Annotated in this window: 14 protein-coding genes and 1 pseudogene; 5 read left to right on the top strand and 10 right to left on the bottom strand. The window is 35.8% G+C overall.

Features of this window, described 5'->3' with window-relative positions:
- Positions 1-236: 236 nt before the first annotated feature.
- The 3 genes and pseudogenes from rpsD to IGK81_RS00820 all read left to right on the top strand — a co-directional run.
- Positions 237-848, top strand: a complete 612-nt coding sequence (gene rpsD / locus IGK81_RS00830) for a 30S ribosomal protein S4 (protein WP_010720384.1) — start codon at positions 237-239, stop codon at positions 846-848.
- Positions 849-1,172: 324 nt separating this feature from the next.
- The gene (locus IGK81_RS00825; RefSeq protein ID WP_010736828.1) at positions 1,173-1,721 is read left to right on the top strand and encodes a biotin transporter BioY; all 549 of its coding nucleotides are present in this window, start codon (positions 1,173-1,175) and stop codon (positions 1,719-1,721) included.
- Positions 1,722-1,967: 246 nt separating this feature from the next.
- Positions 1,968-2,120: pseudogene (locus IGK81_RS00820) on the top strand (transposase); the annotation flags it as partial.
- A gap of 748 nt (positions 2,121-2,868) precedes the next feature.
- On the opposite strand, the gene IGK81_RS00815 reads toward IGK81_RS00820, so the two are convergent.
- The 7 genes from IGK81_RS00815 to IGK81_RS00785 all read right to left on the bottom strand — a co-directional run bounded on the left by IGK81_RS00815 (position 2,869) and on the right by IGK81_RS00785 (position 8,261).
- Entirely contained in the window at positions 2,869-3,477 is a 609-nt protein-coding gene (locus IGK81_RS00815) for a hypothetical protein (RefSeq protein WP_141639396.1), read from the bottom strand.
- A gap of 403 nt (positions 3,478-3,880) precedes the next feature.
- Positions 3,881-4,390 carry a QueT transporter family protein gene (locus IGK81_RS00810; protein WP_034698672.1) on the bottom strand — a complete coding sequence of 170 codons (510 nt, stop codon included), beginning with the start codon at positions 4,388-4,390 and terminating at the stop codon, positions 3,881-3,883.
- Between the two features lie 192 nt (positions 4,391-4,582).
- Positions 4,583-5,344 (bottom strand): 3-oxoacyl-ACP reductase, encoded by a 762-nt coding sequence (locus IGK81_RS00805; protein WP_034698670.1) that lies wholly within the window; start codon positions 5,342-5,344, stop codon positions 4,583-4,585.
- A complete protein-coding gene (locus IGK81_RS00800) occupies positions 5,341-5,562 on the bottom strand; it encodes a DUF2829 domain-containing protein (RefSeq protein ID WP_010720389.1) in 222 nt (73 codons plus the stop codon). Before IGK81_RS00800 ends, IGK81_RS00805 begins: the two co-directional genes overlap by 4 nt.
- Positions 5,552-7,087 carry a helix-turn-helix domain-containing protein gene (locus IGK81_RS00795; protein WP_034698668.1) on the bottom strand — a complete coding sequence of 512 codons (1,536 nt, stop codon included), beginning with the start codon at positions 7,085-7,087 and terminating at the stop codon, positions 5,552-5,554. Before IGK81_RS00795 ends, IGK81_RS00800 begins: the two co-directional genes overlap by 11 nt.
- Before the next feature lie 63 nt (positions 7,088-7,150).
- Positions 7,151-7,852 (bottom strand): LrgB family protein, encoded by a 702-nt coding sequence (locus IGK81_RS00790; protein ID WP_010720391.1) that lies wholly within the window; start codon positions 7,850-7,852, stop codon positions 7,151-7,153.
- Positions 7,845-8,261: a CidA/LrgA family protein gene (locus IGK81_RS00785; RefSeq protein ID WP_010720392.1), complete on the bottom strand. Its 417-nt coding sequence runs from the start codon at positions 8,259-8,261 to the stop codon at positions 7,845-7,847. Before IGK81_RS00785 ends, IGK81_RS00790 begins: the two co-directional genes overlap by 8 nt.
- Before the next feature lie 314 nt (positions 8,262-8,575).
- On the opposite strand from IGK81_RS00785, the gene IGK81_RS00780 reads away from it, so the two are divergent.
- Both IGK81_RS00780 and IGK81_RS00775 read left to right on the top strand, forming a co-directional pair.
- A complete protein-coding gene (locus IGK81_RS00780; RefSeq protein WP_010720393.1) occupies positions 8,576-9,310 on the top strand; it encodes an MIP/aquaporin family protein in 735 nt (244 codons plus the stop codon).
- Between the two features lie 153 nt (positions 9,311-9,463).
- Positions 9,464-10,600, top strand: a complete 1,137-nt coding sequence (locus IGK81_RS00775; protein ID WP_051641763.1) for a hypothetical protein — start codon at positions 9,464-9,466, stop codon at positions 10,598-10,600.
- Between the two features lie 158 nt (positions 10,601-10,758).
- Here the strand turns inward: IGK81_RS00775 and IGK81_RS00770 are convergent, their stop codons facing one another.
- The 3 genes from IGK81_RS00770 to IGK81_RS00760 form a co-directional block, all read right to left on the bottom strand.
- Entirely contained in the window at positions 10,759-11,658 is a 900-nt protein-coding gene (locus IGK81_RS00770; protein ID WP_034698666.1) for a metallophosphoesterase, read from the bottom strand.
- Between the two features lie 25 nt (positions 11,659-11,683).
- Positions 11,684-12,040, bottom strand: coding sequence for an iron-sulfur cluster biosynthesis family protein (locus IGK81_RS00765; protein ID WP_010736822.1), 357 nt, complete (start codon positions 12,038-12,040; stop codon positions 11,684-11,686).
- A 72-nt stretch (positions 12,041-12,112) separates the two neighbouring features.
- On the bottom strand, positions 12,113-12,682 hold the full coding sequence (locus IGK81_RS00760) for a GNAT family N-acetyltransferase (RefSeq protein WP_010720398.1): 570 nt from the start codon (positions 12,680-12,682) through the stop codon (positions 12,113-12,115).
- Between the last annotated feature and the right edge of the window lie 133 nt (positions 12,683-12,815).

Here is a 12,815-nt window from a genome sequence, read left to right as displayed (position 1 = left end):
TTTTTAAAGAGAAACGTACTTGACAGTTTCACCTTGTTTCCCTTATACTGGACTTTGTGTAAAATAATGCAGCGGAAAAATAATAATTTCGTCCCTAGTTCATTGCCCCGATTCGGGTTCAATTGCGTAACCGCGGCTGCAAAGGTGAAGATTGAAGAATGGACTACACGATTATGAATTTTTTATCGGATTATTTTACTCCAAAAACTAAATTTATTTTATTGGAGGAAATTTTAATGTCTCGTTATACAGGACCATCATGGAAAATTTCTCGTCGTCTAGGTATTTCATTATCAGGCACAGGAAAAGAATTAGCACGTCGCCCTTACGCTCCAGGTCAACATGGACCAAACAGCCGTGGCAAACAATCAGAATACGGTATGCAATTAACTGAAAAACAAAAACTACGTCACATGTACGGAATGAACGAACGTCAATTCCGTAACTTGTTCGTTAAAGCTAGCAAAATCAAAGAAGGTAAACACGGGGTTAACTTCATGATCTTACTAGAACAACGTTTAGACAATGTTGTTTATCGTCTAGGTCTTGCAACTACTCGTCGTCAAGCTCGCCAATTAGTTAACCATGGTCATGTGATGGTTGATGGCAAACGCGTTGATATCCCTTCATACCACGTTGAAGTTGGTCAAGTGATCTCAGTTCGTGAAAAATCACAAAACATGACAACAATCAAAGAAGCTGTTGAAGCAACTGTTGGTCGTCCAGCATTCGTAAGCTTCGATGCTGAAAAATTGGAAGGTTCATTAACTCGTTTACCAGAACGTGACGAACTATATCCAGAAATTGACGAAGCTCTTGTCGTTGAATACTACAACCAAAGCCTATAATTTTCAAAGCTTTGGCTTACAAGCCCACTATCTATTCGATAGTTGGGCTTTTTTTATGTAGATTTCCCTCTCTCTTTTCTAGCTCTCTTCTTTATTTGAATTTGATTCGCCCGTGTAACTCTCCTAGAATCATATGTTGAGACTTGCCAAAAAGTTCAAAATGAAACAATGTTTAACTGAACATATAACCTATCCTCAAAGGAAGATAGACTAATATTTTGAAGGAATACTTCGTTTATTTAAAAAATATACTTTACAAAAAATAATTTTTCTTATACAATTTCGTTAACTTAGAAAATAAAAATGGTTAACAAAGGAGAACTTATGACAAAATCACTCAAAGAACTCATTCTTGCTGCAGAATTTGCAGCGATCATTGCCGTTCTTTCACAATTCACTTTCCCTCTAGGTCTAATTCCTTTGACTGGACAGACTTTTGCCATTGGTTTAACTGCTACTTTCCTTGGTAAGAGAACAGGAACTGTCTCCGTCTTGATCTATCTTTTATTAGGTCTTATTGGGTTACCTGTTTTCTCGGGGATGTCTGGAGGGATTGGTGTATTATTCGGTCCTACCGGTGGCTATCTAGTTGGTTTTATCCTCCAGTCTTGGCTAATTGGATTTATCATGGAGAAAGTCGGTTCTCGCTATCCTCTGACAATATCCGCAAACTTAGTTGGTTCAGCAGCCGCATTATGCTGTGGCATGCTTTGGTTAATGATCAGTAGCAGTCTTTCTCTTCACACTGCATTTTTAAGTGGATTTCTTCCTTTTATAATCCCTGAAGCAATCAAATCGATTGCTGCCGCTTCGGTAGGTCTGTTTCTAAAAAAACGTTTGTCTCGACTTCAGTTGTTTAGTATGGATAAATAACTAGACAAAACAACTACTACGTTGTATTCCTTTACGAAAAATTTTTTAAAATAAAATCGTCACTGATTCAAACTGATTGTGACATTACCTAAATTCCTTGAATTGTTGATAAATAAAAAAAGCTTACAATCGTAAGCTTTCAGACTATAGACAAAGTGCTTATTTATAGTGTTTTGTCTTTTTTATACGTTAAAACAGAACGATAAATTGGAGCTGTACCCTATGCTTTCAAAACAAAGTAAGTTTAAAGATCTCTATAAAAAAAGAGAAGAAACGATTGAACGAATATTCAGCACCACAAAAGAATTTCATGGATTACGTTATACCAATCAAATAGGAATTGTAAAAATACACATGAAAATCGGGCTTACTTTTGCTTGTCTAAATATGAAAAAGCTAAATCAAAAAATATCAAGCGAAAAAAGAGTATTTTTCTAAAGAAAAGAAGACAAATTTTTCTTTTGTTTTTGAAAATAGCCCTATAAAAAAGACAAACCTTATTTTTACATAAGGTTTGTCTTCAATCTGATATAAATTATATTTTGTAAAAATTTCTGATTCTTAATTCTTAATACGTTGCTATACAGTTGATTCGTGAACACCATGTACATTAGGATACTATCAGTAGCATTGAACTAACAGATCACTACTTTAAATTTTGGAAGGATCTATCGCCAGAAAAAAACGCCTCCAACATAAAATTAGAGACGTTTAAGCATTCTTTGTACTAACTAAATAATTGTTGCCCCTTACCAAGCGGCAACTATATTTCCAAATCAACGTATTTATTTCTATATCATGAAAGAAAGCTCATCAATAGCAGTACACCTATTGTTATTACTAACTCCATAATATTTTCAATCCATACTGGAAAGAATAATCCTTTGTAAGGTGACCGAAAAAGGGATCGATATTTTTGGGGGATAGTGAAACTCAGTACACTAGATAGTGCCCATAGAAACAAAGCGAATGATGCATGGTGTTTCATAGCTAAAAAAAGACTTAGAGCTAAGAGAATAAATTGACAAATTCTTAGAAAACCCAGGGATTTCATCTCCCACCTCCTCATGTACTAAATACAATCTCTATACTCATTTATTATATCAATAAATTTAACAGAGATTGTATTTTAGTTTAAATGATCAATTTACCAACGGTTATCATATTTAGAAGACCATCTTGATTCAGTAAGTGTAATCCGAGCAGTACCGGTATTTCCATGGTTGTCAATTTTATCTCTGCAATCTTTTGAGTAAAGGGTAAGCTTACCCATTGCTATACCTGCTAAAAGAGCTGCAGCTCCAATAACTACTGATCCAGCAGAAGTACTAAATTTAGCTAAAGCCGTAGCAAGGCTACCGGTTCCTGCAGCAGCAACATACATACCATTATAAGCGGTACGAGCAGTTTGTTTGCCCGAAGCTGTATTATAATATACATTCCAGCCACCATTTTGTATACGTTGACCTAACCCAGCAGCGAAGGCTTCTGCTCCCTCATATTTGTTAAGTATATATTGTGCCGTGCTTTCAGGATTGGCCTTCGAAGCTACTTGATATTGAGGTGTAGCTAGTTCCTGTTCTAATGCGACCCATTTCGCATTTTTCACCACTTCTATTGAAGTTGCTTCTGGCACAGCAATTTCATCAGCTGCTACTACTATTGATGCCGTGGGAGAAAATATACCTAAACATAAAAGAATTGCGAAAAATAAAGCATAAATACTTTTAGAGGACCTACCAATTTCTTTTTTCATTTGTTCTGCTCCATTCATTTATTGTATTGCAAGCGTTTACAATACAATGATAACCCCTAATGGGAATTCATACATTATATTATCCAAAAAGAATGATGATAAAACGGCGTCATTATAATAACATTTTAGAAATGATAAAATATTTTTTACAACACCAAAAAAGCTACACAATAATATTAATATAAATTAAATTTCTGTAAAAATAACAAACCTCATTTAAATTCTTTGTTTTATAGAAGGAGTGTTTTTCTAAAGAAAAACAGACCACTTTTTCTTTTGTTTTTGAAAATAGACCTATAAAAAAGACAAACCTCATTTTTACATAAGGTTTGTCTATAATCTGAAAGCTTTCAATCGTAAGCTTTTTTATCTTCTATTTTTTAAATCTTAGCTAACTCATCGCTTATTTTTTTAGATCCACTTTTTTACCGATCCAATAAATGATGACTCCTCCCACTAGCATGGAAGCTAGCTCGCCCAAAGCAACGGTTCCCCAAGTGAAGAAAAACGGTAATTGATAGAATAGCTTTAATTGCCCAGCAACTGTAAACATAGAAAATGCAAAGATCAAAGCTGTAATCGCCATTTTTATTTTCATGTTTTTCACTCGTTTCGTTATCTCATAGTTGATCAATAAGACGAGTAAGGTGCTGATACTACCAACTACGACATCAATCCATCCCAGTGGTGAGGAAAGATTGGCTAGAGCCACACCTAGCGTGATAGCCAAAATATACTTTTTATTATAGAGCGACAAATAATTGAACATTTCGGAAAGACGTATTTGAATGGCACCAAAACTGATAACTGACAACACGAATGTAACTGCCACATATAAGCCTGTTACAAGTGCCATTCGAGCAATTTCTGCTGTGGTAAAACGATTAGTAGAACGAATTTTCTTTTGATCCATATTCTTTCTCCTTTACAAGGTCGTGATACAATCGATCATCCTTGTGGTCAAAAATGCCACAAAAGATCTCGTCTCTCTCAACTCTTGGTAATAACTACGACCAAAGGATGGGAATTGACTTCCAACTGAAGTGCCGTAGTGCGAATAAATTCGCTAATCATAGCTTATCTGAAAACAATAAAAAAGACAAAATCATTTTAATAACCAACCACCGTCGATTGGAATGATCGTCCCTTGGATATAGCTTGCTTGAGGGGTCGCCAAGAACAACGTTAATTCAGCAACTTCCTCTGGTTGCGCCCACCGTTTAACAGGTGTTTTATTCGCCACCCATTCTGCCATCTCACCATTTCCTGCAAAATCAGCTGCATTCATAGGTGTTTGAATCGCGCCTGGTGCAATTCCTTTGATACAAATACCTTTAGAAGCATAATCTAATGCTAATTGCTTCGTAAAGCCAACAATTGCATGCTTTGCGCTGGTATAGGCAATCCCGCCCCCACCACCGACAAAGCCAGCAATTGATGCCATATTGATGATTGTCCCCTTTTCTTCCTCAAGCATATCTGGAAGGATCAAGTGCGTTAGCTGAAACATACTCTTGACATTAACAGCAAACACTCGATCCCATAAAGCTTCATCTGTTTCCAACAATGGCTGGTACTCATCTAAAATTCCTGCTGTATTCAGCAAGATCGCAACTTTTCCAAACGTTTCGTGACACTGTTCAACCGCCTTTTTTAACAAAGAATGATTCGTGATATCACCTAAAAAATAAGCAAAGGTTTCAGAAAATTGCTGGGATAGATCGTCCATTCGGCCTAATTGCTGATCAAAACCAAACACCCGCGAACCTTGTTCTAAAAAGGCTTTAGCTTGTGCCTGTCCGATACCTGAAGCTGCTCCAGTGACAAAAACAACTTTCTCTGTTAGATCACTGTATCTATTTTTCATTCCACAATGATCCAATCTTCAGCTAAAATGTCACAGACTGTAGGCGCAAAACTGGAAAATCCTTCGTCACTTGTTTTGATTAAAAAGTAAGGGGTAACGGGACAACCGTCAAATTCTTCTCCTGAAACAAGAACGACATACAATTCAAAACCACTCCAACCTTTTCGAATTACTTTATTCCCTTTTTTTAATGCTGGTAAAATTTCTTCAAATGTCATTTATTTCGTTCCTTTCTTTGTCTTTTCGGTCTTGGATCAACACAAATTTTTGGTACAATTGGATATAATCGTTTAACTGTAACTCTCCAGTCACGATAAAGTATTCTAAATCAGACCATGGCTTACGATGCACTTTGCTCGTTGAAAGTAATAAATCAACTTCTCGTCCCCGATAATCTGTTGGTAAAAATTTCAAACAATAAACATTTCGAAAAAAACGATGTAAGTCTTCTATTAACAACTGCTCTTCAAACAGAGGGAAATCTGTCATCAAAAGAATCGTGATCTGCGGTAACTTTGGTGTAAATGCACCCATTGTCTTTAAAACCGTTAAATACCGCCCCATCAAAAAAGACGTATTTTGAAATGCTAGCTGATCCACTTTTTGCTCGGTCTCAAAAAACAAATCGAGCCACTGGATAATTTCACTATTTTCGATCATCAAATGATTTATAAAGTCACTGTCGTTCCCATCAATGGTTTCCTTAGCTTCTGGAAAAAGATAGGCAAATAAATGACTACTAAAAAGATAGGTTTCAGCTTCTTTTGTTAAGGGTTCTTCTGACAATCCTTGTTCCACTTGATAGAGAGCTAATGCTTCTTTTGCTTCATAAAGTGCATGGTAGGGTGGTGTTTGTCTCCTTCGATGGAAAGCAAACATTTCTTCTCGGATGTCTTCATCCGTATAGTACTCTTCTCGTGTCATCAAAACTAAAAATAACGCACCTAATTCTTCTTCATTTTGAAAATAGTTAGGAAACACTGGTTGCATCCAATGACAAAATTTTTGAAACATAGGATTATCAGTAATCAGTTGTCGCTTTCGTTCGTTTAACGATACGTAATGCTTCTGAGATTTACGCAAGAAGAAAGCTCCTAACATATACTCTAGTCTTCTTTTTTTGATCTCATTAAGGCGAACATTGAAAAAAGCCATGATTTGTTCAGCAATTTTTTTCACATCTAATTGTGAAATCGTTACAAAAGGCCAAATTTTCCCACGAAACAACTGCCAAAACGTCATGTGAAGGTAAAGCCGGATGATTTCTTCTTCTCCTTGCACCACATAAGTCCCACGTTGTAAATAAATCCCGTAATTTTTTAATTGTTCTCTCCACTCGTTGATCTTTCGACGCGCAGTTGATTCGCTGATATATTGTTTTTGAGCAAATTGATAGATCGTATGAAACTCTTCAAAAAAAATATCGTGCAATAGCTGGTATTTCAGCGTACTTTGCACGAGAAAAATCAAAAAACGCTCATGTTCGATAGAATCAAGCGTATCATAAAAGGAATAGCCAGAACGAGGGGTTTTCATAAACAATGTTTGAGAGCTCTCGTTGAACTGATGGTAATTTTTTGTTAATTCGTTTAAGTACTTAGCGACACTTCTTGCATCTAATTGGACTGTTTGTGCCAGTTCAGCAATCGTGTGCCACTGATGATCCTCGAAACTTTCCAGCAGGAGAATTTTATAATAAAGGTCTTTATCAAATCGTTTTAAATATTCAGATGACAAATACAACTTTTACCACTCCTTTATGCTAGAACGTTTTTTTCATTGTAGCATAAATCCTGGGAAACAACATCAAAACAGGTTAGTAAAAAACTGAAATAATAATGGTAATAAAAAGACGGTCAGCATGCCATTGACGCCAATGGCTAAGCCTGAAATAATCCCTTCGATCTCACCCAATTCGATTGCCTTTGCTGTACCAATCGCATGAGAGGTACTTCCTAAAGCAACCCCCTTAGCAATCGGACTGCTGATCTTAAAAAGACGAAAGATATGAGTAGCGATCAACGACCCAAAGATACCAGTAGAAACAACAATTGCAAGCGTGACCGCATTGATTCCTCCCATCGTATGAGAAAGATCAACAGATATCGCTGTTGTCACTGATTTAGGTAGCAGAGAAATGACCATCGCTTTTTTTAATGTAAATAAATAGCCAATACCCACACTGACTAAGCAATTAGCTACGATCCCCGCTAAAATTGCCGCAATGACTGGGAAAAAATTTTCTTTTAACAAATGAAAATTTTTATATAAAGGAATAGCTAATGCAACTGTTGCTGGCGTGATCATCATGGTCAAAAAATTCCCACCCACATTATAATCCTGGTAACTGATTCCAGAAAAATGAAGAAAAAGAATGATCACTAAAATAGACAATACCAACGGATTGATAATCGGCAATTTATACTTGCGTAAAAATTTATCTGATAATACGTAGACACCTAACGTTAAGCTTAATCCAAATAATGGGTTACGAATAAATTCAGTCAATTTGTTGCTCCTTCCTTTTGATTTTCTGCAACTTTTGGCTACTTGTTTGTTTCAATTGAACAGATTGTAACATTTTTTCTACTACTTCTGCCGTTTTGCCTGCTACGACCATCGTTACGATCGAACAGATCACTACCGCACCTAATAAAATAGGCCAAATTGTCGCAATATCACCAAAATAGTCAAGTAAACCTACCCCTGCCGGGACGAATAAAATCGTTAAATTATTTAATAAAAAATCACCTGTTCCTCCTAAATGCTCAGGCTTTACTAGTCGCATCTCAAAAGCTAGGAACAAAAATAAGATACCTAGGATACTTCCAGGAATTGGTAAATGGAACAATACACGAGTTCCTTCACCTAAAACTGAGAAAAAGAGGATAATAAAAAATTCTTGAAAAAATTTCATCTATGAAACACTCCTTATTGTTAGCTTTCATTTTACTAACAATATTTTTCTGAAATTTTCAAATTGTGCTGTTTCTAAAGTACAATATTTGAAAAATATAATCGTTTTTTTTTGGTATATTTATAATTAAGGTTGGTGTTTTGTGGGAAAGTTCCATACGTTGTTTTGGAAGTTGGTCAGATTTCTTTTATACATAGAAATCATTTTTTTATCTGCACTTATTTATGACCAATAAAAACGTCGGATGCGAAGCACTACACCTATTGTGTTGTTGTTTCTTTTTTTTTGCATTTTTATAAATTTTGGAGGTATATATGGATTATTCACTTATGACCCGTCTTGTGGCGGAAATGATCGGTACAGCTTTATTAATCATTCTTGGGAATGGTGCTGTAGCAAACGTAGATTTAAAAGGAACAAAAGGTTATGGAAGTGACTGGATGTTGATCGCTGTAGGTTATGGCTGTGGTGTAATGATGCCAGCAATGATTTTTGGTGGTATCAGTGGAAATCATATTAACCCAGCGTTCACAATTGCTCTTGCCTCAAATGGTTTATTCCCATGGGCTGAAGTATTACCTTATATTGCTGCTCAATTGATTGGTGCCGCAATTGGACAATTGATCGTTGTAGCTTGCTACAAACCTTATTATGATCAAACAGACGATGTAAACCATGTATTAGGTACTTTCTCAACAATCAACAGTGTTGGTTCTAAATTCAATGGTTTTGTTAATGAATTCTTTGGATCATTTGTTTTATTCTTTGGTGCACTAGGAATTACTAAAGCACCTTTCTTCCAAGACAATCTTGGTACAGCACACTTAGCTCTTGGTTTCTTAGTATGGACGTTAGTTGCTTCTCTCGGCGGACCTACTGGACCTGGTTTGAACCCAGCACGTGACTTCGCACCACGTTTAGTCCACGCATTGTTACCATTAAAACATAAAGGTTCATCACAATGGGGTTATGCATGGGTACCTGTTGTTGCACCGATTTGTGCTGGTATCGTTGCTGTCTTCTTATACAAATTCTTATTTATGGCTTAATTTATCAAAAAAACTTGGAATCACTTCGATTCCAAGTTTTTTTATTTGGAGAAAAAATTGATTTCTGTCCTCTTTTAACCTATGTCATACTATGCAAAGAACGCAAAATAAATTGCAGACTTTACTATTTATTTTATAAATGGAGGAACTCCTATGCCTTACGAAACAGAGCTTCAACGACATCTTGATATATTTGCTCTTTCTTTATCATTAAAGAAAAATAATAGATGGTCTCCGGAAGATGATAAAGTGAATTACCCACTTTTATTTTCTATTTATATTAAAATGATCCAACAAGATGAACAAGAATTTTTTGTACGTAAGCAAGACAAATTAAAAATGATTCAGTCACTCAACCGAAGCAAGGATTTCTATTCTTTTACTCGTCACACACAACTTTTTCATACTTTAAAGCGGATGATTTCAAATGATCCTCGAGATTTTATTCTTTTACCCTTATCTTATAGTATAAAGAAAAATAAAAAAAGTGGTCATGTTTCCGGAGCACTCATCTACAAAGAAACGAAAAACTATAGAATTATTCTAGTGGATAAAAGGAAGCACCTGTCAAACTCATCTGTAAATATGGTTAAAATTCCTTCGGAGAAAATGGCTCCCCTTTGTAAAGAATTGTTTGCACAGAGAGATCATCCTAAACTCGAAACTTGTTATGATATTCTGTACAGAATTATTGACCATTCCTCTTCTAACAGCTTTTCGTCACTAGACTATACGATGCATGAACAAAAAGAAGGAAATTGTGTGGTCAAAGAAATAGAAGCTACTGCAAAAACTGCGCTCTTACATTGCCGCCATGACCTTCTTGCTTCACAAGGTAAAAAAAAATTAAAATGGAGTGATGTTCCCGAGTCCACTTTGGAGATGCAAAAACGTTTTTTAACTGTGATCAAATCAAAATACATAAAATCTCCTCTTCCTGATTATTTCTTTGAAATTTACAAATTGAGAAAACGAGCGAATGATGAACATTCGCCTTTAACAACGACAGAAAAAAAAAGAATACATGAAATATACAAAAAAATATTTGCCGATCATCCAGAAATTCAAGAAATCTTCAAAGAAACGCCTTCTAGTAACCTTTCAAAAGTAGAGAAACCAATACAGTTAAACAAAGCAATTATAGCAGATCCGAAAATGGGTAAGTATCCAAAAGCTGGCAATACCAAAAATATGATCAATATTTTTGAAAAAATAACTGACGAAAAAAATAGGATAGCTAACGGACTAAGAACCGAAAAAAGGACGCCAAAAGATGAGTTCATTCGCTAAAGGGGATAATGTGAATCAATAATCCGATTGTGCTCAACAAGAAAAAATAAACGAGTGCCTAGCTCCGCAATAAATAGTTAGACCGTGACCGTTCTAACCCTATTTTCAAAAAATGATATTACTCGTTGACAATGGAATAAAAAGCCATGACAACCCTTCTAATAAGAAATGGTCGTCATGGCTTTTGCAAACTCTTCGTACAAATGTTCATTGCGGTAGCGATTAAACTCTGGGTCGTGTTTTCGTAATAGCGTGCGTAACTTCATGGGATGATAACTATCGATCAAGTGATTTTTTCGTACAAACTCCCTCGTCAATTGCCATTCATAATAATAGCCAAAAGGACGGCAACTATAGCGGGTACCATGAATGATTTTATCTTCAAAACGACGATGGGTATGTCCAAAAACAACCTGTTTGATATTATCGTATTGATCTAATAGTTGTCCAAAAGAAGCTGAACCTAAAAAAGCATTTAAGTTGTTCCAGCGTTCGTATGGAGCGTTTTGATAGACAATAAAGTCTTTTTTAGGAACAAAATGTGTCGCTAAAATAACGTCCAGTTTTTTTGCTTCTAACTGGTCTAGTAACTTTTTCATTGCTATCAGAACTCGAGCGTTGACTTCAATGTCACTTCCCTCTCGTTTAATAAAACGATCATACCAGTAAAGGTTCTTCATGCGCAGAATTTGTTTATTTTCTTTTAATTCTGAGAATTGATAATCATACCAACCATTCATCCCAAGTAGGACTGTCTGCTTATTCAACGCCAGATATCGTTCATTTAAAAAGTGAGAATCCGGGAAATGATTCATCATTTCTTCTCCCTCAACATCTGCCAATTCATGGTTCCCAAAGTTGAACGTTGTAGGAATTCCTTTTTTGGCAAAAAATTCAACAACTGCTTGGCAAAGATCGACTTTATTCGCCACATCTCCTGCTAAGTGAAGCCGTGTGATCCCTTTGTCTGTGAGAACCTTCCACAAAATCAGCCATTCTTGTTCACTAAACTGATTGATATCTACATGTAAATCGCTGATAATTGCCAAGTTTCCCATACGCTTACCTTCTGTCTCCTATTTTCTACTCGTGATGTATGATTTGAAGATTACCTTTTAGTAATCCACTGGGGCCTTTTAACTGTAAACTCTTATAAGTCGGTTCAACTGCAATTGTCGTCGGATCATCTAGATACATCAATGCACTTTTTTTGATGTAGATTGGTCCAACAGCTGTTTCTACTTTGACAGAGTATAAACTCAAATCTTTTGTTGTCTCTTTCTTTACGAGAATCAAACGAAAGGATGTATCAATCTGACAAGTTACTCGACTGTCGGCAAAAGGACCATCTCCGTCTTCAATATCAAGTAATAACTGTTCATCTTCATTTTGTTGTGCTAATAATTTTTCTTTTGCTTCATCTGTTAGTAATAATTCCATTCTTATCACCTCAAACTTAGCTTAATGATTTTACAACTCAGATGCAACTAACTTGTTTATGCTACACCTTTATCAACTTCTACCTGCTTGCCATTCTTGTCGTGTCAATCCTCGCAAGACAACTGAAACGATTTTTCCTTTGAAACGCCTTGCATCAGGGATGATTCCTTCTTTTTTCATCCCAAGTTTTTCCATTACACGCCCCGACTTAGGGTTTTCTGCATCGTGATAAGCAAAGATTCGGACCAAGTTTAACTCTTCAAATCCTAATTTTATCAATGCTTGACTCGCTTCTGGAACAAATCCTCTTCCCCAATAGTTCTTATTCAGTGCATATCCGATCTCTGCGTTATCTTCATTTTCTTGTACTCTTAAATCAATTGTCCCGATGAATTGTTGATTTTCTTTTAATTCAATACCGTACTTCCCTAAAGGTGCTGACATAAAATAATTAGCGATGCTGTTTTTCGTATCTTCAACGGATTGATGTGTTGGAAATACAAACCGTGTCGTTTCTTCATCATGAGCATAGTCATACATGTCTTTTGCATCATTTAATGTAACGGGGCGTAAAATCAAGCGCTCTGTTTCAATACGTTGATGTTGCGCAAAAACCAAATTTCGATTGATCAATTGTTCCATCGCTATCCTCACCTTTTGCTTTTTCGTTTTCTTAACTGTAGCGAAATTTGTTATAACTTTCAACTACTTCCGTCGAAAGAATTCTTAAACCTGCCTAAAATAAAGGACTGGAAAGTTCAAAATAAAAAATCCT

It is taken from the genome of Enterococcus sp. DIV0703, assembly GCF_051711065.1.
Lineage (GTDB): Bacteria > Bacillota > Bacilli > Lactobacillales > Enterococcaceae > Enterococcus_B > Enterococcus_B hirae.
The sequence above is the reverse complement of the archived record's forward strand: the minus strand, read 5'-3'. Positions and strand labels throughout refer to the sequence as shown.